Annotated in this window: 23 protein-coding genes and 1 pseudogene; 10 read left to right on the forward strand and 14 right to left on the reverse strand. The window is 76.5% G+C overall.

Annotated elements, in window-relative coordinates; all coding sequences use genetic code 11:
* Positions 1-40: 40 nt before the first annotated feature.
* Positions 41-1,456: a GntP family permease gene (locus tag HL054_RS04790; protein WP_369137640.1), complete on the forward strand. Its 1,416-nt coding sequence runs from the start codon at positions 41-43 to the stop codon at positions 1,454-1,456.
* 63 nt (positions 1,457-1,519) lie between these two features.
* On the opposite strand, the gene HL054_RS04795 is transcribed toward HL054_RS04790, so the two are convergent.
* The 3 genes from HL054_RS04795 to pknB form a co-directional block, all read right to left on the reverse strand.
* Positions 1,520-2,677: a S8 family peptidase gene (locus HL054_RS04795; protein ID WP_369137642.1), complete on the reverse strand. Its 1,158-nt coding sequence runs from the start codon at positions 2,675-2,677 to the stop codon at positions 1,520-1,522.
* Between the two features lie 141 nt (positions 2,678-2,818).
* Positions 2,819-3,718 carry a deoxyribonuclease IV gene (locus HL054_RS04800; protein ID WP_369137644.1) on the reverse strand — a complete coding sequence of 300 codons (900 nt, stop codon included), beginning with the start codon at positions 3,716-3,718 and terminating at the stop codon, positions 2,819-2,821.
* 10 nt (positions 3,719-3,728) lie between these two features.
* The gene (gene pknB / locus HL054_RS04805) at positions 3,729-5,750 is read right to left on the reverse strand and encodes a Stk1 family PASTA domain-containing Ser/Thr kinase (protein ID WP_369137645.1); all 2,022 of its coding nucleotides are present in this window, start codon (positions 5,748-5,750) and stop codon (positions 3,729-3,731) included.
* A gap of 252 nt (positions 5,751-6,002) precedes the next feature.
* On the opposite strand from pknB, the gene HL054_RS04810 reads away from it, so the two are divergent.
* The 3 genes and pseudogenes from HL054_RS04810 to HL054_RS04820 all read left to right on the forward strand — a co-directional run.
* Positions 6,003-6,326, forward strand: coding sequence for an Rv2175c family DNA-binding protein (locus HL054_RS04810; protein WP_369137646.1), 324 nt, complete (start codon positions 6,003-6,005; stop codon positions 6,324-6,326).
* A gap of 13 nt (positions 6,327-6,339) precedes the next feature.
* Complete coding sequence (locus tag HL054_RS04815) at positions 6,340-6,696, forward strand: lycopene cyclase domain-containing protein (protein WP_369137647.1); 357 nt, start codon at positions 6,340-6,342, stop codon at positions 6,694-6,696.
* Positions 6,693-6,902 (forward strand): annotated as a pseudogene (locus HL054_RS04820) (lycopene cyclase domain-containing protein); the annotation flags it as partial. The gene HL054_RS04815 and the pseudogene HL054_RS04820, both read left to right, overlap by 4 nt.
* Here HL054_RS04820 and HL054_RS04825 read toward each other — a convergent pair.
* From HL054_RS04825 to HL054_RS04835, 3 genes are read right to left on the reverse strand one after another with little or no spacing between them, the layout of a single operon-like run.
* The gene (locus tag HL054_RS04825) at positions 6,899-7,861 is read right to left on the reverse strand and encodes a phytoene/squalene synthase family protein (protein WP_369137648.1); all 963 of its coding nucleotides are present in this window, start codon (positions 7,859-7,861) and stop codon (positions 6,899-6,901) included. The pseudogene HL054_RS04820 and the gene HL054_RS04825 overlap by 4 nt on opposite strands.
* A complete protein-coding gene (gene crtI, locus HL054_RS04830) occupies positions 7,858-9,360 on the reverse strand; it encodes a phytoene desaturase family protein (RefSeq protein WP_369137649.1) in 1,503 nt (500 codons plus the stop codon). The genes HL054_RS04825 and crtI overlap by 4 nt, the downstream gene beginning before the upstream one ends.
* A complete protein-coding gene (locus tag HL054_RS04835) occupies positions 9,357-10,493 on the reverse strand; it encodes a polyprenyl synthetase family protein (protein WP_369137650.1) in 1,137 nt (378 codons plus the stop codon). Before HL054_RS04835 ends, crtI begins: the two co-directional genes overlap by 4 nt.
* Positions 10,494-10,586: 93 nt before the next feature.
* Between HL054_RS04835 and metF the strand changes: the two genes are divergently transcribed.
* Positions 10,587-11,486, forward strand: a complete 900-nt coding sequence (gene metF, locus HL054_RS04840; protein ID WP_369137651.1) for a methylenetetrahydrofolate reductase [NAD(P)H] — start codon at positions 10,587-10,589, stop codon at positions 11,484-11,486.
* Here metF and HL054_RS04845 read toward each other — a convergent pair.
* Positions 11,473-12,111: a hypothetical protein gene (locus HL054_RS04845; protein WP_369137653.1), complete on the reverse strand. Its 639-nt coding sequence runs from the start codon at positions 12,109-12,111 to the stop codon at positions 11,473-11,475. The two genes, metF and HL054_RS04845, sit on opposite strands and share 14 nt — an antisense overlap.
* A gap of 80 nt (positions 12,112-12,191) precedes the next feature.
* Between HL054_RS04845 and HL054_RS04850 the strand changes: the two genes are divergently transcribed.
* The 3 genes from HL054_RS04850 to HL054_RS04860 are packed head-to-tail and all read left to right on the forward strand — an operon-like array spanning position 12,192 to position 15,042.
* Positions 12,192-13,304, forward strand: a complete 1,113-nt coding sequence (locus tag HL054_RS04850; RefSeq protein WP_369137654.1) for a LolA family protein — start codon at positions 12,192-12,194, stop codon at positions 13,302-13,304.
* A 44-nt stretch (positions 13,305-13,348) separates the two neighbouring features.
* Positions 13,349-14,236: an ABC transporter ATP-binding protein gene (locus HL054_RS04855; RefSeq protein ID WP_369137974.1), complete on the forward strand. Its 888-nt coding sequence runs from the start codon at positions 13,349-13,351 to the stop codon at positions 14,234-14,236.
* The gene (locus tag HL054_RS04860; RefSeq protein ID WP_369137656.1) at positions 14,233-15,042 is read left to right on the forward strand and encodes an ABC transporter permease; all 810 of its coding nucleotides are present in this window, start codon (positions 14,233-14,235) and stop codon (positions 15,040-15,042) included. The genes HL054_RS04855 and HL054_RS04860 overlap by 4 nt, the downstream gene beginning before the upstream one ends.
* On the opposite strand, the gene HL054_RS04865 is transcribed toward HL054_RS04860, so the two are convergent.
* The gene (locus HL054_RS04865) at positions 15,039-15,854 is read right to left on the reverse strand and encodes a lipase family alpha/beta hydrolase (RefSeq protein WP_369137658.1); all 816 of its coding nucleotides are present in this window, start codon (positions 15,852-15,854) and stop codon (positions 15,039-15,041) included. The genes HL054_RS04860 and HL054_RS04865 overlap by 4 nt on opposite strands.
* Positions 15,855-15,901: 47 nt before the next feature.
* On the opposite strand from HL054_RS04865, the gene HL054_RS04870 reads away from it, so the two are divergent.
* Positions 15,902-16,573 (forward strand): CDP-alcohol phosphatidyltransferase family protein, encoded by a 672-nt coding sequence (locus HL054_RS04870; RefSeq protein WP_369137659.1) that lies wholly within the window; start codon positions 15,902-15,904, stop codon positions 16,571-16,573.
* 114 nt (positions 16,574-16,687) lie between these two features.
* Complete coding sequence (locus HL054_RS04875; RefSeq protein WP_369137660.1) at positions 16,688-17,662, forward strand: carbohydrate kinase family protein; 975 nt, start codon at positions 16,688-16,690, stop codon at positions 17,660-17,662.
* 64 nt (positions 17,663-17,726) lie between these two features.
* Here the strand turns inward: HL054_RS04875 and HL054_RS04880 are convergent, their stop codons facing one another.
* The 6 genes from HL054_RS04880 to HL054_RS04905 are packed head-to-tail and all read right to left on the reverse strand — an operon-like array spanning position 17,727 to position 23,043.
* A complete protein-coding gene (locus HL054_RS04880; RefSeq protein ID WP_369137661.1) occupies positions 17,727-18,374 on the reverse strand; it encodes a flavin reductase family protein in 648 nt (215 codons plus the stop codon).
* Complete coding sequence (locus HL054_RS04885; RefSeq protein WP_369137662.1) at positions 18,371-19,504, reverse strand: glycosyltransferase; 1,134 nt, start codon at positions 19,502-19,504, stop codon at positions 18,371-18,373. The genes HL054_RS04880 and HL054_RS04885 overlap by 4 nt, the downstream gene beginning before the upstream one ends.
* Positions 19,501-20,298, reverse strand: coding sequence for a carotenoid biosynthesis protein (locus tag HL054_RS04890; protein ID WP_369137663.1), 798 nt, complete (start codon positions 20,296-20,298; stop codon positions 19,501-19,503). The genes HL054_RS04885 and HL054_RS04890 overlap by 4 nt, the downstream gene beginning before the upstream one ends.
* Positions 20,295-21,923, reverse strand: coding sequence for a phytoene desaturase family protein (locus tag HL054_RS04895; protein WP_369137664.1), 1,629 nt, complete (start codon positions 21,921-21,923; stop codon positions 20,295-20,297). The genes HL054_RS04890 and HL054_RS04895 overlap by 4 nt, the downstream gene beginning before the upstream one ends.
* A gap of 14 nt (positions 21,924-21,937) precedes the next feature.
* Positions 21,938-22,516: a GNAT family N-acetyltransferase gene (locus HL054_RS04900; RefSeq protein WP_369137666.1), complete on the reverse strand. Its 579-nt coding sequence runs from the start codon at positions 22,514-22,516 to the stop codon at positions 21,938-21,940.
* Positions 22,513-23,043, reverse strand: a complete 531-nt coding sequence (locus tag HL054_RS04905; RefSeq protein ID WP_369137667.1) for a YbaK/EbsC family protein — start codon at positions 23,041-23,043, stop codon at positions 22,513-22,515. Before HL054_RS04905 ends, HL054_RS04900 begins: the two co-directional genes overlap by 4 nt.
* Positions 23,044-23,117 lie beyond the last annotated feature (74 nt).

The following is a 23,117-nucleotide window of genomic DNA, read 5'->3' on the forward strand; positions in this document are numbered from 1 at the left end:
GCGACGGGACGGCGCCGCCGTCGACGCGAAGGGTCCTCCCGTGCCAGAAGTCGAACCCGCCCTGGGCACCACGCCGCTGCTGCTGATCGCGGTGGCCGCGGTCGGGCTGCTGCTCGTCCTGATCATGAAGTTCCGGGTCCACGCCTTCGTGGCGCTGGTGCTCGTCTCCCTGCTGACCGCGCTGGCCACCCGGATCCCGGTCGGGGACGTGGTCACCACGCTGCTGTCCGGCTTCGGGACGACGCTCGCCAGCGTCGCGCTGCTGGTCGGCCTGGGCGCCATGATCGGCAAGCTGCTGGAGGTCACCGGCGGAGCCCAGGTCCTGGCGGACACCCTGATCAACCGCTTCGGTGAGCGCCGGGCGCCGCTGGCCCTGGGCGTCGCCTCGCTGCTGTTCGGGTTCCCGATCTTCTTCGACGCCGGCTTCGTCGTCTTCCTGCCGATCATCTTCAGCGTCGCCCGGCGCTTCGGCGGCTCGGTGCTCACCTACGCCCTGCCGGCCGCCGGCGCCTTCGCCGTCATGCACGCCTTCGTGCCGCCGCACCCCGGGCCGGTCGGCGCCGGTGACATCCTCGGTGCCGACATCGGCCTGCTGGTGCTGACCGGTCTCGTCGTGGGCCTGCCCACCTGGTACGTCGCGGCCTACCTGTACGGCAAGTGGGCCGGTCAGCGGTTCCACGTGCCGGTGCCGGCGGGGGTGGCCGGGTCGACGGCCCCGGACGGGGACGGCAGCGGCGCCGGTGGCGTGGCGACGGCGGTCGACCGCAAGGCGCCGCCGCGGTTCAGCACGGTGCTGGCCCTGCTGCTGCTCCCGCTGGTGCTCATCCTGCTCAACACCGGTTTCACCACGCTGGCCACGGCGGGGGCGGTCGACGAGGAGGCCGGCTGGCTGCAGTGGGTCACCCTGCTCGGCCAGACCCCGGTCGCGCTGCTGATCACCGTGCTGGTGGCGATGGTCGTGCTGACCCGGGAGCGGTTCACCCGGGCGGAGACCGAGACGCTGCTCAACGACTCGCTGGGCCCGGTCTGCGCGATCATCCTGATCACCGGTGCCGGCGGCATGTTCGGTGGCGTGCTGCGCGCCAGCGGCATCGGCACGGCCCTGGCCGACAGCCTCGAGTCGATCGGCCTCCCGGTGATCCTGGCCGCCTTCGTGATCGCCACCTGCCTGCGGGTCGCCCAGGGCTCGGCCACGGTGGCGCTGCTGACCACCGCCGGGCTGATCGCCCCGGCCGTCGAGGCCGCCGACCTGTCCCGGCTGGACGTCACCCTCGTGGTGATCGCGATCGCCTGCGGTGCCACGGTGCTCTCCCACGTCAACGACTCCGGGTTCTGGCTGGTCGGCCGGTTCCTGGAGATGGACGTGAAGACGACGCTGCGGACCTGGACGGTCATGGAGACGCTGATCGGCGTGGTCGGCTTCGCCATCGCCTGGCTGCTCAGCCTGCTGGTCTGACGGCCCGTCCGCCGGGACCACCTCGTCGCACCAGGCCGCCCGCGACCCCGCGGACGGCGCGGGTCACCAGCCGCTGAACAGCAGGTGGTCGTGCGTCGTGCCGGTCGTCGGCACCGCGTCCGGGGTGGCCGCCGCGAGCAGCGCGGCGGCCACCCCGGCCGGCGTCGCCGTGGGCTCGGTCTGCAGGTACAGCGCAGCCACCCCGGCCACGTGCGGCGCGGCCATCGACGTCCCGCTGGCCGTCGCGGTCGCCGTCGGCGAGGTGTGCCAGTCGCTGGTGATGCCGACGCCCGGGGCGAAGAGGTCGACGCAGTCGCCGTGGTTGCTGAACGGGGCCGGGGCGTCGGTGCTGTCCGTGGCACCGACGGTCAGCACCTCGGGCACCCGCGCCGGGGAGGACCCGCAGGCGTCCTGCGGGACCCCGTCGGCGTCCCCGTTGCCGGCCGCCACCGCGTAGGTCACGCCGTCGGCCACGGAGCGCTGCACGGCCTGGTCGAGCGCGGCGCTGGCCCAGCCGCCCAGGCTCATGTTGGCCACCGCCGGCCACCCGGCGGCGTGGTGGGCGGTCACCCAGTCGATGCCGGCGATCACCCCGCTGCTGCTCCCGCCGCCCGCGCAGTCCAGCACCCGGACGGCGACCAGCCGCACGTCCTTGGCCACGCCGTACGCGGTGCCGCCGACCGTGCCGGCCACGTGGGTGCCGTGGCCGTTGCAGTCGTCGGCGCTGCCGCCGTCGACCGCGTCGTAGCCGCTGACCACCCGGCCGCCGAGGTCGACGTGGTCCAGCCGGATGCCGGTGTCGATGACGTAGGCGGTCACCCCCGCGCCGGTGGCCCCGTAGCCGTACGCCCCGTCCAGCGGCAGGCCGCGCTGGTCGACCCGGTCCAGGCCCCACGGCGGGAAGACCTGGGTGCCGGTGAGGTCGACCGGCGCGTCCTGCTCGGCAGCCGTCACGCCGGGCAGCTCGGCCAGCTGCCCGGCGGCCGTGGTGGGCAGCGTGACGGCGAAGCCGGTGAGGGCGGCGGTGTAGACGTGCTCGACGCGCCCGCCCAGCCGGGCCGCGGCCAGCTCCGCGGTGGCCGCCGCCGGCGAGCCGGGCGCCAGGGTGACGACGTAGGTCGCGACCGCCGGGGCCGCGGCGGCGGTGCCGGGCGTCGCGCCGATGCCGGTCGCGGCCAGGACGGCGACGGCGGTGACGGCCAGGGTCTGTCGCACGTGCACGGGCGGATCTCCTCGGTCCGGGTACCGCCGCACCCCGGGTGCGGCACCTCCCCGACGAGTGGACCCCGGCGAGGCCGCCGACGGAAGCGCCCGGCGCCTGCCATCGCTGCCGCACCGGCGTTTCGGCCCCCGGGCGCGCCGTCAGGTGGGCAGCAGCGCGCCGTCGCGGAGGGCGGACAGCAGGGCGATGTCGCGGGCGTGCCCGTCGTCGGCGCTCGGCGTCTCGACCACCACGGGCACGCCGGCCACCTCGGGGTGGGCGAGCAGCTCCGCGAACGGGGCCGTGCCGATCGACCCGGCGCCGATGGTGGTGTGCCGGTCGCGGGTCGACCCGCAGGCGTCCAGCGAGTCGTTGGCGTGCACCAGCCCGAGCCGGCCGGTGCCGACCGTGGCGACCAGGGCGTCGAGGGTCGCGGTCATCCCGCCGGGCACCGAGAAGTCGTGCCCGGCGGCCCAGGCGTGGCAGGTGTCGAAGCAGACGCCGACCGCGGGGTGGTGCTCGAGCGCGGCCAGGTAGGGGCCGAGGTCCTCCACCGTGGCGGCCAGCGACCTGCCCCCGCCGGCGGTCGGCTCGATCAGCAGCCGGGGCGCGCCCTCGGGGAGCTCCGCGAGCACCGGGAGCAGCCGCTCGTGCAGCTGGCGGAGCGCGGCCTCGTAGCGGTCCCCGTCCACCGCGGACCCGGCGTGCACCACGACGCCCTGCACGCCGAGCTGGTGGCCGCGGGCCAGGTTGTGCCGGACGGTCGCCACCGACTGCTCGACGGTGGCCTCGCTGGGGGAGCCGACGTTGACCAGGAACGGCGCGTGCACGAACGACGGCACGCCCCGCTCGGCGCACCCGGCGGTGAAGGCGGCGTCCTGCGCCGGGTCGCCCGCGCTGGGCCGCCACCCGCGCGGGTTGCCCACGAACACCTGCACCGCGCGGGCACCGACGGCGTCGGTGTAAGCCAGCCCACCGGTGGCCAGGCCGCCCCTGATCTGGACGTGCGCCCCGATCGGGGGCAGCGCGGAGCCGGGCAGGTCGACGAGCGTGGAGGTCACGAGGAGCAGGTCACCCGAACGTCACGAGGATGGTCACCGTCGACCCGAGGTCGACCTGCTCGCCGGCCGACGGCGTCTGCCGGAGGACGTTGTTGCCGAAGAACTGCTGCACCTGGGCCTTGAGCCCGGCGGCCTCCAGGGCCTTGACCGCGTCGTCCCGCTTCTTGCCCGTCACGTCCGGCACGGCGACCTTCGGCAGGCCCTCGGAGACGGTGATGGTGACCGTGCTGCCGTAGGGCTGGGCGTCGTCACCGGGGCCGGGGCTGACGGCCATCACCTGCCCGGTGGCCACCTCGGCGCTGCGGCCGGAGTCCCGCTGCACGGCGAAGCCGAGGGTCTCCAGGGTGTCCTCGGCCGCCTCCGGGGACTGGCCCACGACGTTGGGCACGTCGACCGGCGAGTGCCCGGCGGAGACCACGATGGTGACCGTCTCGTCGCGCTTGAGGTCGGTGCCGGCGCCGGGCTCGAAGCCCAGCACCACGCCCTGGGGCTGCTGGTCGTCGAACTGCTCGCGGGTGGCCGGCACGACCGGCAGCGCGGCCAGCGCGGCCTGCACCTCCTCCAGCGACTTCCCGGTCAGCGCCGGGTCGACCTGGAAGCGCTCGGGGCCCTTGGACACCACGAGTTCGACGTCGGAGCCGCGGATCGCCTCGCCGGCGGCGGGGTCGGCGGAGATGACGACGCCGGCGGCCACCGTCTCGCTGAACTGCTCGTCGGACAGGACCGGGTCGAGGCCGGCCTCCTGCAGCATGCCGATCGCGGTGTCCTGGTCCTGGTTGACCAGCTCCGGCACGTCGACCCAGCGGCCGGAGCCCAGCCACCAGCCGATGGCGCCGATCGTGATGGCGAGCAGCAGCACCAGCGCCAGTGCGAAGCGGGCCCGGCGACGGCGGATGTGCGGCGGGACGCCGGGGCGGGCCGCCGGCGGACGGGGCGCGATGCCGGGGCGGGCCGAGCCCACCGACGTGGTCGGGCCGGAGCCCATGCCGGGGAGCACGGTGGTGCCGCGGCCGCGGTCGACCCGGGCCCCGCCCAGCACCTCGGTGCGCGGGTCGTGCCGGCTCGCACCGCCGGGGGCGCTGGGGTGCCGCGGCCGCGGGGTGGTCGGCCGGTTGGTCGGCCGCAGGGTCTGCGTCGGGTTCTCCGGGGGCCGCCCGGTGGGCACCGGCACCCGGGCCAGGCCCAGGTCGGCACGCAGGTCGGTGAGCTCGGCCAGGAAGGCGCCGGCGTCCAGCGGCCGGGCGCCCGGGTCGCGGCGGGTGGTCCGGGCGACCAGCTCGTCGACCTGCCACGGCACGCCCGGCACCTCGGCCGACGGGGCCGGGACGTCGTGGTGGACGTGCTGGTAGGCCACCGCCAGGGCGCTGTCCCCGGCGTAGGGCGGGTGCCCGGTGAGCAGCTCGTAGAGCATCACGCCGGCGGCGTAGACGTCGCTGCGGGCGTCGCTGCGCCCGCGCTCGAGCTGCTCGGGGGAGAGGTAGGCGACCGTGCCGATGAGCACGCCACCGGTGTGGCTGGTCTGCCCGGTGCCGGCCACCGCGCGGGCCAGCCCGAAGTCGGCGACCTTCACCTGGCCCTCGACCGAGATCAGCACGTTCTCCGGCTTGACGTCGCGGTGCGCGATGCCGGCCCGGTGGGCGGCGGTGAGCCCGGCGAGCACCGGCTCGAGGACGGCGAAGGCCTCCCCGACGGTGAGCCGGCCGCGGGCCTGGAGCAGGTCGCGCAGCGTGCGGCCGCGGACCAGCTCCATCACCAGGTACACCAGCCCCTGGTCGGCGCCCTGGTCGCTGACCGAGACCACGTTGACGTGGCTGAGCATCGCCGTCGCCCGGGCCTCCCGGGTGAACCGGTCGACGAACGCGGGGTCGTGGGCGAGGTGCTCGGCCATCACCTTGACCGCCACCGTGCGGTGCAGGCGCAGGTCGGTGGCCGCGTACACGGTGGACATGCCGCCGCGCGCCAGGCGCTCCTCGAGGCGGTAGCGCCCCTCGAGGACGAGGCCGACCACGGGGTCGGTCACGACGGTGTCCACGTCGGCGAGTCTAGGAGCGGATCGCGGCCGGCGGCCCCAACGACGCGGAGGAAGCGGTCACGGTCTGGACACCGGGGGCCTGGAGTGGCCAGGAGGGCCCGGTGGGGCGGACGAGGTGGACGCCGGGTGTCCGTGGTGGCCAGTCCCGGGCCACGCCGGGACCGGCCGCGCGCCCCGCCGCGGCGGGCGCCGGTCCGGCCGTCCGCCGACCGCGTCGCCGCCGGTCCGGTGCTCGCCATAGGCTGACAGCCTATGGACACGCTCACCCCCGCGGAGGTCGCCGAGCAGCTCGGCGTCTCGTCGAACAAGGTCCGCCAGCTCATCGCCGAGCGGAAGCTCATGGCGGTCCCCGGCAGCGGCAACAGCAGGATCCCGGCCGACTTCCTGCAGGACGGCGCGGTCCTCAAGCACCTGCCCGGGCTGCTCACCGTGCTGTACGACGGCCGGTTCACCGACGAGGAGGCCTTCGAGTGGCTCTTCCGCGCCGACGACTCGCTGCCCGGCACGCCGATCCAGGCGCTCCGCGACGACCGGCACACCGAGGTCACCCGCCGGGCCCAGGCCCTGGCGCTGTAGCCACCGCCGTCCGATGGGGCACCTGACCTACCTGTCGCTGCTGGTCGGCTGCCTCGTCGTCACCGCGCCGCTGGAGCTGCTGCTGGGGGTGCGGGTCTACGCCCGCTGGCGCCGGCTGCTGCTGGCGGTGCTCCCGGAGTTCACCGTGTTCGTCGTCTGGGTGCTCTACGCCATCGCCCAGGGCCACTGGGACTACAGCGACCGCTACACCCTGGGCGTGCGGCTCCCCGGCGGCATCCCGGTGGAGGAGGTGCTGTTCTTCCTCGTCGTCCCGCTGGCCTCGGTGCTCGCGCTGGAGGCGGTGCGGAAGGTGACCCGCTGGGACGCCGGCTACCCGGCGGTCGAGGCCGAGCCGGAGCGCACCCGATGAGCTACTCGGCGCTCGCCGTGACCGCCGTCGTCGCCGTGCTCGTGCTCGACCTGGTGGTCTACCGCACCCGGATGGTGACCCGGCGGGCCTACTGGACCGCCTACGCGATCATCGTGTTCTTCCAGCTGCTGATGAACGGCGTGCTCACCGGCCTCGGGGTGGTCACCTACGACGAACGCGCGATCTGGGGGCCGCGGATCGCCTACGCCCCGGTCGAGGACCTGCTCTTCGGCTGGGCCATGGTCACCCTCACCCTGGCCAGCTGGGCGGCGGTCAACCGGCGGGCGAACACCGCCAGGCGGCGCGGCTTCGACACCGACACCCGGCGGTCCAGCACCCGGTAGTCGGCCCGCTCGATCGCGGCGAGGATGCCGCCGTAGAGATCGGTGGCCGCCCGCACGCAGTCCCGGGACTCGGGCGCGAGCAGCGGGGTGCCGGGAGCGGCGTCGTCGTACCGGCGCCGGACGACGTCGACCATCTCCCGCATCAGCTGCCGGAACCGGTCGTCGAACCGCTTGGCCGCCAGCTGCTCGCGGGTGACGCCGTGGGCGGCCATCAGGTCCGCGGGCAGGTAGACCCGGCCGCGGTCGACGTCCTCGCCGACGTCGCGCAGGAAGTTGGTCAGCTGGAAGGCCTCGCCCAGCGCGATCGCGTGCGGCGCGGCCTCCTCGCGGGCCACCCCGGGCGCGGTGCCCAGCACGGGCAGCACCTGCAGCCCGATCACCGACGCCGAGCCCCACATGTAGCGGTCCAGGGCGGCCAGGTCGGCGTAGCCGGTGACGTCGAGGTCGCTGGTCATCGCGGCCAGGAAGTCGACCAGGTGCTCCCGCGGGATGTCGTACCGCCGGTAGGTGTGCACCAGCGCCAGCCGCACCGGGTCGTCCGACCAGCCCGCCTCGAGCTCGGCCAGGGCCGCCTGCGACCAGGCCAGCAGCTCGCCCTCCGGGTCCCGGCCGGGCTGGTCGGCGCCCACGTCGACGATGTCGTCGGCCACCCGGGCCGCGGCGTACAGCGCGTGCACCGCCGGCCGGCGGTCGGGGGTGAGCAGCCGGGTGGCCAGGAAGTAGGACTTGCCGTGCTCGGCGGCGATCCCGCGGCAGACGGCGTAGGCGGCGTCCAGCCGGGCCTGCTGCTCGGCCCGGCCGGCCGGGGGGACGGCGGTCACGCCGGCACCGGCCCGGTGATCCGCTCGGCGGCGAGCCGGCCGGAGATGACCACCATCGGGACGCCGACGCCCGGCTGCACCGACGAGCCGGCCAGCACCACGTTCTCCGGGCCGCTGCGGGGCAGCGTCGAGGGCCGGAAGGGGCCGGTCTGGCCGAAGGTGTGCGCCAGGGCGAACGGCGTGCCGGCGGCCATCCCCTGCTCGGCCCAGTCCAGCGGGGTGAGCAGCTCCTCCACCTCGATCTGCTCGCCGATGCCGGTCCAGCCCCGGGTCTCCAGGGTGGCCAGCAGCTCGTCCCGGTAGCGGGGCGCCAGCGCCGTCCAGTCCAGCTCGGCGTTGCCGCCGCTGCGCGGGTCCAGGTTGGGCGTCGGGGCCACCACGCTGAGCACCTGCCCGGCGCCGGGCGCCAGCGACCGGTCGGTGACCGACGGCATGCTGACCAGCAGGCTCGGGTCGCTCATCGGCCTGCCCTCGCGGGTGAGCTCGGCGAACACCTGCTCCCAGGCCGCGCCGAAGCTGATCGTGTGGTGCGCCTGGCCGGGCAGCTCGCTGCGCACGCCCAGGTGCAGGGCCACGCAGGACGGCGAGTAGACCGGCCGGCGCGGGCCGCGCAGGCCCGGCACCAGCCGGTGCGGGGCGTCGGCGGTGACCACGACGGCGTCGGCGGGCAGCCGCTCGCCGCCGTCCAGCACGACCCCGGTGACCCGGCTGCCGGACAGCTCCAGCACCGCCTCGGTGTCGTAGCGGAACCCGACGCCGGCGTCGGCCGCTGCGGCGGCCATCGCCCGGGGGACCGCGCCGATGCCGCCGGCCGGGTGCCAGACGCCGGCCCCGATGTCGAGCTGGGCGATGACCGCGTAGGCGGCGATCGCCCGGAACGGCGAGACCCCGGCGTAGAGGGCCTGGAAGCTGAACAGCCGGCGCAGCCGGTCGTCGGTGAAGAACCCGTCGACGTGGGAGGACAGCCGGCGGAACCCGCCGCGGCGGACGAGCTGGAGCAGCTCCGGGCCGACCAGGTCCAGCGGGGAGTCCAGGTTGCGGTCGATGAAGGTGCGCAGCTGCAGCCGGTACAGCTCGGCCAGGTCGTCGAGGTAGCGCAGCAGCGCGGCGGCCTCGCCGGGGCCGCACAGCTGCTCGACCTCCGCGGCGAAGGCGACCCGGTCGGCGTGCACGTCCAGGTGCGAGCCGTCGGCGAACTGCGCGCGGTAGGTGGTGTCCAGCGGGAGGAGCGTGAGCCGGTCCTCCATCCGGTCGCCCACCGCGGCGAAGGCGTCGGCGAGCAGCTCGGGGGCGGTGAAGACCGACGGCCCGGTGTCCAGGGTGTAACCGGACCGGGTGAGGACGCCGGCCCGGCCGCCGGGACCGGGGCCGCGCTCGACCACGGTGACCTCCCGGCCGGCGCCGCGCAGCCGCAGCGCGGCCGACAGCCCGGCCAGGCCGGCGCCGATGACGACGACCCGGTCGGTGCGGCCGGGGACGGTGCGCAGGGTGCGGCTCACGCCGTGCGCGTCGTCGCCGCGACGGCGAGCGCGTCCAGGGCGCGGCGCGCGTCGTCGGCCAGCGGCGCGGTGGCGATCGCCTCGCGGGCCCGGGCGGTCTGCTCGGCGATCCGTTCCTCGACCCGGTCCAGCGCGCCGCAGCGGGTCATCAGCGCGCGGACGCCGTCCAGCTGCTCGGCGCCGGCGGCGGTGTTGCCCAGCGCGCCGGTCAGCAGCGCGCGCCCCGCGGCGTCGCTGCCCTCCTCGGTCAGCGACACCAGCAGGGTGCGCTTGCCCTCGCGGAGGTCGTCGTCGGCGGACTTCCCGGTGACGGCGGGGTCGCCGAACACGCCGAGCACGTCGTCGCGCAGCTGGAAGGCCTCGCCCAGCGGCAGGCCGATGGCCGAGCAGGCGTCGAGGGCGTCCGGGCCGGCACCGGCCAGCGCCGCGCCGAGCTGCAGCGGCCGCTGCACCGTGTAGCCGGCGCTCTTGTACCGGGCGACCTTGAGCGCGCCGGCGGGACCGGGCAGCCCGCCGGCGGCGCGGAGCAGGTCCAGGTACTGGCCGGCGGTGACCTCGGTGCGCATGGTGTCCCAGACCGGCCGGGCGCGGGCCAGCGCGTCGGCGGAGATGCCCGAGCGGCGCAGCAGCTCGTCGGACCAGACCAGCGCCAGGTCGCCCACCAGGATCGCCGCGCCCACGCCGAATGCGCTGCCGTCGCCGTCCAGGGACAGCCCGCCGTGCCGGTCGGCGAAGCCGACGTGGGTCGAGGGGCGGCCGCGCCGGGTGACCGCGGCGTCCATCACGTCGTCGTGCACCAGCGCGCTGCTGTGCACCAGCTCCAGCGCGGCGACCGCGCGGAGGACCGCGTCGTCGGCCTCGGCGGCGGCGTCGTCGGGGCTGACGAAGCCGCGCCAGCCCCAGTAGGCGAAGGCGGGGCGCAGCCGCTTGCCGCCGCCGGCGACCGCGGCCACCTCGTCGGCGACCGGCTCCAGCTCGGCGGCCATGCCGGCCAGCGTCGCCCGCTGCTCGGTCAGGAAGGCGCGCAGCGCCGACTCCACGGCGGCCCGCACGCGGTCCAGGTCGGCGGCCGCCAGGGGCGGCACGGCAGAGCCGTCGATGGTGGTGGCGCGCTGCTGCGTCCCGACTGTCACACAGCGAGTATTGCGCAACTCGGCGGGGCGCGACTCCCCGTCGGGGACAGCGGTGCGCCGGTGGTGCCCCCGGCGCCCGTACCCTCGGCGGGCATGACCGACACCGTGCGCGAGCTCCTGCAGTCGGAGCAGCCGACGTGGTCCTTCGAGTTCTTCCCTCCCCGGGACGAGGTGGGCGAGGCGCAGCTGTGGACCGCGCTGCGCCAGCTCGAGTCGCTGCGTCCCTCCTTCGTCTCGGTCACCTACGGCGCCGGGGGCTCGACCCGCGAGGGCACCGTCTCGGTGACCGAGCGGATCACCAGCGAGACGACGATGCTGCCGCTGGCCCACCTGACCGCCGTCGACCACAGCGTCGCCGAGCTGCGGCACGTGATCAGCCGGCTGGCCGCGGCCGGCGTGCGCAACCTGCTGGCGCTCCGCGGTGACCCGCCGGGCGCCGACCCGCAGGCCGAGTGGGCCGCCCACCCGCAGGGCCTGCGGTACGCCGCCGAGCTGGTCGAGCTGATCAAGGACATCGGCGACTTCTCCGTCGGCGTGGCGGCCTTCCCCGAGCGGCACCCGCGCTCGCCGGACTTCGAGGCCGACACCGACATGTTCGTGGCCAAGTGCCGGGCCGGCGCGGACTTCGCGATCACCCAGATGTTCTTCCGGGTCGAGGACTACCTGCGGCTGCGCGACCGGGTCACCGCCCGGGGCTGCGACGTCCCGGTCATCGCCGGGGTCATGCCGGTGACCAACGTCCGGCAGATCAGCCGGATCGTGCAGCTGTCCGGGATGGCCTTCCCCGCCGAGCTGGCCGAGCGGTTCGCCGAGCTCGACGGCGACACCCCGGAGCACAAGCAGGCGGTGCGGGCCTACGGCGTGGAGGTGGCCACCGGCATGTGCGAGCGGCTGCTGGCCGAGGGCGTGCCCGGCATCCACTTCATCACCATGAACCGGTCGACGGCGACCCGTGAGGTGTACGAGGCGCTCGCCGGGGTCAACGCGCTCTGACGCCGGGGCCGCCGCCGAGCAGCTCCTCGGCCTCGAGCGCGGCCCGGCGCAGGCCCTCCCGCTCGGCGGCGTAGCCCCCGACGACGCCGACGACGGGCAGCTGCGCCAGCGCCCGGTGCCGCAGCTTGCCCTTGGGCCGGGCGTCGAGGGCGTCGTCGATCCGGCTCAGCAGCCGGGCGGCCCGCCACACGCTGCGCGCCGCGCCGTCGAGCCCGGACCGGTCCTCGCCCAGGGCCTCGTCGACGTACACCCCGCGGCTGCGGGCCAGCAGCGGCTGCACCCGCTCGACCGGCAGCTGCCGGTTCAGCAGCACCTCGGCCAGCAGCGCGACCCGGGCCGCCTGGTCGTCGACGCCGTGCTCGCGGGCCACGCCCAGGACGACGAGGGCCTGCACCGCCGACCCCACGGTGTTCTGCAGCGGGAGCAGGTCGGCGAGCTTGCCGGCGAGGCGCGGGGCGGCCGACACCCCGGCGGCCACCCGGCTCACCCGGCCCGCCCACCAGGCGGCGCGCTGGGCCGGGGACAGCCGCGGGGGGCGGCCGAGCCGCTGCACCAGCGGGCCGAGCCCGCGGTCCACGCGGCGCAGCACGTCGACGACGACGGCGTCACTGATCGGGGCGGCCATGGGGGCACGCTATGCGCCGGCCCGGTGCCCGGCACCCCGTCCGGCGACCTGCCCGCGCGAGACCGTCGTACCGTGGCCGGGTGGCCAGCCGACGCACCGGGGCAGCCGGCCGCTGGGCCGTCGTCGGGGTCGGTGTCGCCGTCCTGCTGGCGCTGCCGTCGGTGGTGGGCGCCCTGCCGGCCTCCGACGCCGCCACCTCCGCGCCCGAGCTGCGCCGGCAGGCACTGGCGTCGACCGGCGTCGCCTTCACCGGCCACGCCCAGGCCGCCGGCGGCCTGGCCCTCCCGGTGGCCGACCAGCTGACCGGCGTCGCGGACCTGCTCAGCGACCGGACGACGATGCGCGCCTGGTACCGCGGGCCGGCCGACTGGCGGGTCGACGTCGTCACACCGACCGGGGAGACCGGGGTGCACGCCGACGGCACCGGCACCTGGACGTGGGAGTACGAGGACGACGTGGCCACCCGCAGCGAGCCGAGCCCGCTGGCGCTGCCGGCCGCGCCCGACCTGCTGCCCAGCACGCTGGGCCGGCGGCTGCTGTCCGAGGCCACCGACGGCGAGCTGTCCCGGCTCGGGGCCGAGCGGGTCGCCGGCCGGGACGCCCTCGGCCTGCGGCTGGTGCCGGCCGAGGAGGCGGCGTCGGTGGCCCGGGTCGACGTCTGGGTCGACGCCGACAGCGGCGTCCCGCTGCGGGTGCAGGTCGTCGGCGAGGACGCCGGCGCCGGCCCGGCCCTGGACACCGGCTTCCTCGACTTCGAGCTGGGCACCCCCGCGGCCGACGTGGTCGCCTTCGACGTCCCGCCGGGCGCGGACGTGCGGGCCGGGGAGGACGCCCGGCTGCTGCAGGCCGCCGACCGGGCCGCCCGGGACGGCGACCGCGTCCGGCTGCCCGACGAGCTGGCCGGGCTGCCGCGCCGCACCATCGAGGGGGCGCCGCGCGGCGTCGGGGTCTACGGCCGCGGCGTCACCCTGCTGGCGGTGAGCCCGCTGCCCTGGCGGGTGGCCGGGCCGCTGCTGGACGCGCTGCGGGCCTCACCCGACGCGGTCGCCGACGAGCTCGGTGTGCGCATCGCGGCCGGGCCGCTGGGCCTGATGCTGCTGCGCGGGCCGGACGGGCCGGTGCTCGCCGTCGGCACCGTCGACCTCGACGCGCTGGCCGGGGCGGCCACCGAGCTGACCGGAGGGGACCGCTGAGCACCGTCATCGGGACGCAGGGCCTGACCAAGCGGTACGGCCGGCTGCGCGCGGTCGACGGCATCGACCTGGACGTCCGGGCCGGCGACGTCTACGGCTTCCTCGGCGCCAACGGCTCGGGCAAGACGACGACGGTGCGGATGCTGCTGGGCCTGGTGCTGCCCACGTCGGGGTCGGTGCAGCTGCTGGGCGAGCCGATGCCGAAGGCCGCCCGGCGGGTGCTGCCCCGCGTCGGCGCGCTGATCGAGGGGCCGGCGCACTACGGGCACCTGTCCGGCCGGGCGAACCTGGCGCTGCTGGACGCCGCCGGCCCGGGCGGCTCCCGGCGCAGCCGCCGGGCCCGGATCGACACCGTGCTGGAGCAGGTCGGCCTGGCCGGGGTCGGCCGCAAGCCGGTCAAGGCGTACTCGCTGGGCATGCGGCAGCGGCTGGGGCTGGGTGCGGCGCTGCTGCGCCGGCCGGAGCTGCTGGTGCTCGACGAGCCGACCAACGGGCTGGACCCGCAGGGCATCCACGAGGTCCGCGACCTGCTGCTGGACCTGCACCGCGGTGGGACGACGGTGTTCCTGTCCAGCCACCTGCTGGCCGAGGTCGAGCAGCTGTGCACCCGGGTCGGCGTGCTGGACCGCGGCCGGCTGGTGCTGCAGGACCAGCTCGCCACGCTCACCGCCCCGACGGGCGCGACCGTCGTCGAGACCCCGGACCCGGAGCGGGTGCGGGCCGCGCTGGACGGGCGGGTGCTCCGCCTGGACGCCGGCCGCGCGGTCGTGCGCGGCGAGGACCCGGCCGAGGTCAACGCCGCGCTGGTCGGCGCCGGCGTGCCGGTCACCGGCCTCGCGCTGGAGCGCCCGACCCTGGAGGAGGTGGTGCTGGCCGCGGCCAGCAGCAGCGCCGACCGGGTCGACGCGCCGGGGGAGCGGTCGCGCCGGTGATCGCCGTCGAGCTGCGCAAGCTGTTCCGCCGTCCGCGCACCTGGGTGACGATCGCCCTGCTCAACGCCCTGCCGGTGCTGGTCGCGGTGCTGCTGGCGGTCACCGACCTGGCGCCGCGGCCCGGCGAGGGCCCGGTCTTCCTCTCCGCGGTGCTCACCAACGGCACGCTGTACCCGCTGGCCGCCCTGGCCATCGTCCTGCCGCTGTTCCTGCCCATCGCGGTGGCGCTGATCGCCGGGGACTCGGTGGCGGGGGAGGCCCAGGCCGGCACGCTGCGCTACCTGCTGGCCCGGCCCGCGGGGCGCACCCGGCTGCTGGTGGCCAAGCTGGTGTCGGTGTTCGCGTTCGTCGCGGTGACCGTGCTGGTCGTGGCGGTCGTCGGCTACCTGGCCGGCCAGCTGCTGTTCGACGTCCAGCCGATCGGCGGCACGTCGCTGTCCGGGACGACGCTGACGCCGGCGGAGATCTCCGGGCGGACGGTGCTGGCCATCGGCTACGTGACCGTCTCGATGCTCGGCGTCGCGGCGTTCGCGCTGTTCTTCTCCACCCTCACCGACTCGCCGCTGGCCGCGATGCTCGGCGCCCTCGGCATCCTGGTGGCCTCCTCGCTGCTGTTCACCCTGGACGCCGCGTCGTCCTTCGCGCCCTACCTGCCGACCCGGTACTGGCTGGCCTTCGTCGACCTGTTCCGCTCACCGATCGAGTGGCGCGACGTCGTCCGCGGGCTGGCGCTGCAGGGCGTCTACGTGGCGGTGCTGCTCGGGGCCGCCTGGGCGAACTTCACCACCAAGGACATCAGCTCCTAGCCGGCCGACAGCCGCGCGCAGTCGGCGGAGCCGAGCTCCACGGGCGGGCCGGCGGCCAGCTGCGCCAGCACGATGCCCTGGACGAGAGCATCGGTGGGCAGCTGCCCGTGCGCGACCCGCGAGTCGGCGCAGACGTCCTGCACCCGCAGGTCCACCGCACCCTCGAGGACGGCGGAGTCCGGCGGGGTCACCGTCTGGTCGGCCGTCGTCCAGACCGACACCCAGGTCGGGCCCTCGGGGGTCTCGTCCCCGGCGTTGAGCCGGCTCAGCAGCTCGCTGCCGGTGGTCAGCTGCCGGCAGCCCTCGGGGCACTCGGTGGGCAGCACGCCGGCGGCCAGGTCGGCGACGGTGGTGCCGTGGTGCGGCGAGCCGAGGGTGACCACCCGCCGCGCCTGCCCCGCTCCGCCGTCGGCGGCCCACAGCCGGGCGATGACGCCGCCCGCGGAGTAGCCGACGACGTCGACGCTGTCGGCGCCGGTGCGCGCCAGGGCGTCGTCGACCGCGCCGGCCAGCACGTCGGCGGAGGCGGTGAGGTCACCGGTGCCGTCGCCGGGCACCGCCACGACGGTCGCGTCCCGCCCGGTCGCGGTCAGCCGGTCGGCCAGCACCTGCAGCGCCGAGGTCGAGCCGCCGTAGCCCGGCACGAGCAGCACCGGGCCCGGGACGTCGTCCTGGGTGGCCGCCACCCCCGGACCGTCGTCGGTGAGCCGGGGGACGACGACCGCGGCGGTGACGGCCGCGACGGCGACCAGGACGAGCGCCAGCAGCAGCAGGACCAGGCGACGACGGGCGGGGGCGAGACCAGCGAGCACGCCACCACTGTCCCTGCTCCGGCGGCCGGGCGTGGTGGACTGGTCCGGTGCTGACCCGGGACGAGTACCTGGCGGCCTGGTCGCGCTGGCACGGTGGCACCGACCCGGCCGACAGCCGGCTGGTGCACGGCTGGCTGACCCTGGCCTACCGGCTGGCCGTGCCGCTGGCCCGGATGTCGCCGCTGGCCGCGACCGCGCTGGGGCTGGTGGTGGCCGGCGCGGCGATCGGACCGGCCGTCGCCGGGGGCGGCTGGCTGGTCGCCACCGGGCTGCTGATCGGGCTGTCCGGGCTGCTGGACTCCCTCGACGGGGCGCTGGCGATCGCCGGCGGCCGGGCGTCCCGGCGGGGGTTCGTGCTGGACTCCGCGGTCGACCGGCTCACCGAGGTGGCCTACGCGGTGGCCTTCTGGGTCGCCGGTGCGCCGGGCTGGCTGGCGGTCGCCTTCGGGGCGCTGTGCTGGCTGCCGGACTACCTGCGGGCCCGGGCCGGGCAGGCCGGGGTGAGCGAGACCGGCGCGATCTCGGTGTGGGAGCGACCCACCCGGGTGGCGATGGCCGGGTTCTCCCTCGGCGGCGCCGGGGTGGTCGCCGGGCTCGACCTCACCGGGCTCGACCTCACCGGGGTGGTCGTCACCGCCGGGGCCGCGGTGGGCTGCCTGCTCGGCGTCGTCGGGACCGCCCAGCTCGGGGTGCAGCTGCGCCGCGCGCTGGCCGACTGACCGGACCCACCGCGGGCGGGCCCCGACGGCGGCTCCTACGCTGGACCCGCCCGGTGCTCGAAACCGCCGGGTCCGCCGGCCGCTGGCGGCCGCCGTCCCGGAGGAAGCCCCCTCATGCCCGTCGTCGTGACCGGATCCATCGCCACCGACCACCTGATGACCTTCCCCGGCAAGTTCACCGACCAGTTCGTCGAGGGTCAGATGGAGGAGGTCTCGCTCTCCTTCCTGGTCGACGACCTGGTCCAGCACCGCGGCGGGGCCGGCGCGAACATGGCCTACGGCCTGGCGCTGCTGGGCCTGGGGCCGGTGCTCGTGGGCGCGGTCGGCGCCGACTTCGCCGACTACGACGCCTGGCTGACCCGGCACGGGGTCGACACCGGCAGCGTGCACTGGTCCGAGCTCAAGCACACCGCCCGGTTCACCTGCACCACCGACGTCGCGAACAACCAGATCGCGTCGTTCTACTCCGGTGCCATGAGCGAGGCCTCGATGATCGAGCTGGCCCCGGTGGCCGAGCGGGTCGGCGACATCGACCTGGTCATCGTCGGCCCCAACGACCCGACCGCGATGGCCCAGCACACCCAGGAGTGCCGGCAGCTCGGCTACCGCTTCCTCGCCGACCCCTCCCAGCAGCTGGCCTGGGCCGACGGCGAGCTGATCCGCGAGCTGGTCGACGGCGCCGACCTGCTGTTCACCAACAACTACGAGCACGGCCTGCTGCTGCAGAAGACCGGCTGGACCGACGCCGACGTGCTCGCCCGGGTCGGCACCTGGGTCACCACCCGGGCCGCGCACGGGGTGCGGGTCGAGCAGGCCGACACCGCGCCGATCGACGTCATCGCCGTCCCGGAGACCAAGCCGGTCGAGCCGACCGGTGGTGGCGACGCGCTGCGGGCCGGCTTCGTCGCCGCCCGGCAGTGGGGGCTGGGCGTCGAGCGCGCCGCCCAGGTGGGCTCGGCGGTGGCGACCGCGGCGGTCGAGGTGATCGGCACCCAGGAGTACACGCTGCCCCGCGAGGCGTTCCTGGCCCGGTTCGCCGAGGCGTTCGGCGCCGACGCGGCCGACGAGGTCGCCCCGCACCTGCCGTGACACCGGCCCCGCTGCAGGGGCCCGTCGCGAGCTCGCGAGCGACGAGGGGCAGCGGGGTCCTTCGTCAACTCCCGCGGAGCCGCTCGCCGATGCCGGGGTCCTCGGTCCAGTCGCGGTACGGGATCCGGCGGATCTCCCTGACCTCGCCGATCGTCGACCACTCGTTGCCGCCCAGCCGGGCCAGCGGCCGCAGCTGGTCGATCCGCGGCCGGCCGTCGCGCACGGCGGTCTCGTGCACGGCGGCGTGCACCACCCGGCCGAAGACGACGGTGCTGTCGCCGAAGGAGACGGTGCCGTGCAGCCTGCACTCCAGGGACACCGGCGACTCCGCGACCCGCGGCACTCCCACGACGTCGCTGGGCTCCAGGTGGACGCCGGTGTGCTCGGCCTCGTCGTGCTCCGGCGGGAAGTCGGTGCCGGTGGCGTTGACCTGCTCGAACAGCTGCTCCGGCGTCAGGCTGACGGTGAACTCGCCGGTCTCCTCGGCGTTGGTGAGCGAGTCCTTGCGGCCCACCGAGGTGAACTGCACGACCGGCGGGTCGACGCAGGCCACCGTGTAGAAGGAGTGCGGCGCCAGGTTGAGCACGCCGGCGGCCGAGCGGGTGCAGACCCAGGCGATCGGCCGCGGCACCACCACCGAGTTCAGCACCCGGTAGAAGGCGCCGGGGTCCATCTCGGCGGGGTCGAAGTGCACGCGCGCGGGGGAGGTCACCGCCCCATCGTGGCCGACGGCGCCGGACCCGGCGCGCCGGTCACCGACCGCCCGCGCCACTGCAGGACGCCCCGGCGGTGGCCGGCCACCGAACGGGCGACCAGCACGTCGAGCAGGGCGATCGACACGGGGTGGGCCAGCGCGTCGGGCCACACCCGCCCGCCGGTGCCGGCGGCCACGACCGCGCGGCCGGCCACCCCGGCGGCGTAGCCGGCCAGCCCGGCCCGCGAGCCGGTGAGCGCGGCCAGCGGCGGCAGCAGCCAGACCGCGCTCAGCACGGTCGCGGCGGCCACGGCGCCGGCCGGCCGGCCGCCCAGCGCCGACCACAGCGACTTCGCGTAGCCGTCGCGCACCCCGGCCCAGCCGTCGTACATCCGGCAGGCGGCCAGCGTCGACCCGTCCACCACGACCCCGCGGCCACCGGCGGCCTTGACCGCGCGCAGCAGCGCGATGTCCTCGATCACCTCGCCGCGCACCGCGGCGTGCCCGCCGGCCCGGTCGTACGCCGCGCGGCGGACCACCAGGAACTGGCCGTTCGCCGCCGCCAGCGACGGCCGCGGGGAGCGCTCGGCCAGCCGGAGCGGCAGCAGCGTGCCCCACAGCCACTGCTGCAGCGGCTGCACCAGCCGCTCCGCGGCGCTGCCGGCGAGCTGCCGCGGCCACGGGGAGACCAGGTCGAGCCCCGCGTCGTCCAGCACGGCCACCGCCTTGGCGACGGCGTCGGGCACCAGCCGCACGTCGGCGTCGACGAACACCAGCACGTCGGCGTCCCCGGCGGCGGCCGCGCCCTGCGCGCAGGCGCTCGGCTTGCCCAGCCACCCCGGCCCCGGCGGCACGGCCCGGACCAGCTGCACCCGGTCGTCGGCGACCACCCGCCCGGCGGTGCCGTCGGTCGAGCCGTCGTCGACCACCACCACCCGCAGCGCGTCGACGCCCCGCTGGTCCAGGACTGCGGCCACGCAGCCGGCCACCTGGTCGGCCTCGTCGCGGACCGGCAGCACCACGGTGACCGGCCGGGTGACCCGCCGGGGGAGCGCCGGCGGCCGGCGCAGCAGCCGGGTGTTGACCGCCGCGTGCAGCGCGCCGAGGACCGACAGCGCCGCGCCGCCGCGCACCAGCGCGCGGATCACCTCCGCCGGGCCCGTTCCTGCGCGACCACCGCGGCGAGCACCGGCAGCGCCAGGACGACGCCCCAGGCCGCGGAGCCGGGCAGGTCCAGCCAGCCCGCGTGCGCCAGCGCGCCGCCCAGCGTCATCCAGCCCAGGGTGAGCAGCGGCGCCAGGTCGCCGACGGCCGGCGGGCCGGGGCGGGCGGTGCGCTCGACCACCAGGTCCAGCAGCGTCATCAGCACCAGCCCGGCGAGCAGCCAGCCGGCCAGGTTGGTCAGCGGCACCGTGTCGATCCCCGGCAGGCCGGGCTCCGGGTGGGCCCAGCGCCAGTAGCCGGCCTGCACCATCTGCGGGTCCAGGACGACGTCCCAGGCGGCGAAGACGTAGGCGGCGACCAGCACCCGCACCGGGCGGGAACGCGGCGCGAGCCGGGCGGCCAGCAGCCAGCTCGGCCAGGCCATCAGCAGCCAGGCCAGCGGCACCAGGAAGGGGACCCCGAGCAGGGTGGGCCCGAGCACGTCGCTGTAGGAGTACTCGCCGTACGGGAACCCGGTGGCCAGCCCCAGCGCCTCGGCCAGGACGGCGACGACGGCGACCAGGGCCGCGGTGGCCAGCCCGGTGCGCAGGCCCCGGCTGAGCGCGGCGTGGCTCACCGACACCCCGGAGCCGAGCAGCACGATCGCCCAGCTCACCGCGTCCCGCGCCGACCCGTCGGTGAGCGGGTAGGCGATCGCGGTGGCGACGAGCAGCAGCGCCAGCACCAGCGGCACGACGGCGCGGGTGCCCGGTCGCCGGAGGGTCGGCGTGCCGGTCACCGGCGCAGGCCCCGCAGCCGCCGGCCCACGCCGGCCCGCAGCCGGGCGGCCGGCCGGCGGTCGGCGAGCACCACCCGGGCCGCGGTGCGCCCGGAGTTGCCCGACACGCCGCCGCCGGGGTGGGTGGAGGCGCCGGTCAGGTACAGCCCGCCCAGCCCCGGCACCCGGTGGCCGGAGAGCGCCGGGGTGGGCCGGAAGCCGAACATGCTGGCCAGGCCCATCTCCACGTGCATGACGTTGCCCCGCAGCAGCGACAGCTCCTGCTCCAGCCGCAGCGGCGTCTGGACGTACATCCGCTGTACCGAGTCGGCGAACCCGGGCGCGTACCGGTCGACGGCCGCGACGAGCTGCCGGGCGGCCGGCTCGGCCAGGTCGTCCCAGCTGCTGCCGTTGGCCAGCGCGTACGGGTACCACTGGCCCCAGATCGTGACGACGTGCTGGCCGGCCGGCGCCAGGGTCGGGTCGCTCGCGGAGAACGACATCGCCAGCGGCACCGGCTCGCGCGGGACCTCCCCGGCCAGCCAGTCGCCGTGTGCCCGGGCCAGCTGGGCCCGGTCGGTGCACAGCAGTTGCAGCCCCTGCAACGCCTCGTCCCCGACGCCGGGGTAGGCCGGCAGCGCGTCGGTCTGGCAGCGCAGCACCAGCCCGAAGCCGTTGCCCAGCGGCGGGTCCGCGTCGGCCAGCGCGGGCGGGGCGTCGGCGCCGGCCAGGTCGCGGGTGGCGAGCACGTGGCAGGCGGCGACGACGACCGGGGCGCTGATCCGCCGTCCGGAGACCGTCTGCACGCCGGTGACCCGCCGGTCGTCGTCCGGACCCCCGACGAGCAGCCGGGCGGCGCCGTCGCCCAGGGTGACCCGGCCGCCGTCGGCGGCCAGCCGGGCGGCCAGCGCCTGGGTGAGCCCGCCGGAGCCGCCCACCGGGTGGCCCGGGGGGACGTCGTGCAGCAGCGCCACCCAGCCGACCATCGCGGCCGTGCCGGGCTCGGACATCGGCGGACCGGACTGGGCGCCGAACCAGGCCAGCGCCGCCTTGAGCCGCTCGCTGGTGAACCAGCGGTCCAGCAGGGCGTCGCCGGAGCCCAGGAAGTCGGTGGCGATCTCCCCGCCGGGGGTGCGCGGCTGGCCCCGGCGCGGCGCACCGACCGGCCACAGGTGCCGGACCAGCCGGCTGGGGCTGGGCCGGTCGCCGAAGGCCTTCACCACCGCGGCGCTGCGCGGGCCCCACACCCCGACGAACCGGCGGTAGGCGGCGGCGTCGGCGTCCCCGCAGGCGGCGGCGATGGAGGCGCAGGTGGCGTCCAGGTCGACCGAGAACACCAGCGGCCGGCCGTCGGGTCCGTCGTCCCCGGGGGTGGGTGCCGGGGCGAAGCCCCACGGGTCGCAGTCGATGTAGCGCAGCCCGAAGCGCTCGAGCTCCAGCTCCTCGACCACCCCGCTGTGCCGGATGATCACGTGCGCGCTGGAGCCGCGGTCGACCCGCACCCCCGGCCAGCGCTCGACGGTGGAGACCGCACCGCCGAGCACCTCGTCGGACTCCACGACCTCGACCCGCAGGCCGGCCCGGGCCAGGTGGCAGGCGGCGACCAGGCCGTTGTGGCCGGAGCCGATGACGACGGCGTCGGCCACTGCGTCGACGGTGATCAGTCCTTCGGTCGGGGTGGGGTGAGCGGCAGCCGGGCGCCGAGGATGGCGAACGGCCGGGCGTCGCCGGGGAAGTGGTAGCCGCGGGCCAGGTCGACGAAGCCGTCGGCGTGGTAGAGCCGGAACGCCTTGGTGTCGGTGTCCGGGGTGCTCAGCAGCGCCGCGGGGTGCGGCAGGTCGGCCACCAGCGCGTGCAGCAGCTGCCGGCCCAGGCCGCGGCTCTGGTGGTCGGGGTGCACGTGCAGCTCGCAGACCTCGAAGGCCCCGGGCAGCCACTGCTTCGCCGTCCGCCGGTCCAGCGCGTTGCGCACCTGGTCGTGCCACCACTGGCCCGGCGCCACCAGGTAGCCGTAGCCGAAGCCGACCAGCTGCTCGCCCTCGGCGGTGCGGGCGAAGCCGCCCACGGCGCGGAAGCCGGGCCGCTCGGTGTGCTGGACGGCGTAGCCGTAGCGGCCGGCGACCACGGAGTCGCCGTAGCCCATGGCCGCGCCGTAGATCGCCAGCGCCTCGTGCAGGTGGTCGCGCAGCCAGCGGGTGGGCAGCTCGGTCACCCGGGTGGCGGGCGTGGTGTCGGTCATCGGGAGGTCGCTCCTGCGTCGGGCTGCGCTGCTGCGACCGGACCGGGACCCACCTCGGCGGGGGTGCCCTCGGTGAGCTGCAGCAGCTCGTCGTAGGTGGTGGGGAAGACGGTGTGCGGGTGCCCGGCGGCGGCCCAGACCGTGCCGTGCCGGGCGAGCTCGACGTCGACCAGGGTGCCGATCGGTGCCGGGTGCCCGATCGGGGCGACCCCGCCGATGGCCTGGCCGGTGTGCCGGCGGACGAACTCCGGCGTCGCGCGGGTGAGGGCCGGGACGCCGAGCAGGTCGGCGACGAGGGCCTCGTCGACGCGGTGGGCGCCGCTGGTGAGCACCAGCAGCGGCTCGCCGCCGGCGTCGAACACCAGGCTGTTGGCGATCGCGCCGACCTCCACCCCGAGCTGGGCCGCGGCGGCGGCGGCCGTGCGGGCGCTCTCGGGCAGCACGCGCACCTCGCCGGCGGCCCCGGCCGCGCGCAGCTGCCGCGCGACCTCGGCGACCCGGGGGTGCGGGGTCTCCGCTCCGGTCATGCCGCGATCCTCCCATCGGTGCGGCTCCGGTGCGCCACCCGGCTCAGCCGCCCTCCGCACGAGCACCCGCTGCC

It is taken from the genome of Modestobacter versicolor (assembly GCF_041028285.1).
Classification (GTDB): Bacteria; Actinomycetota; Actinomycetes; order Mycobacteriales; family Geodermatophilaceae; genus Modestobacter; species Modestobacter versicolor_A.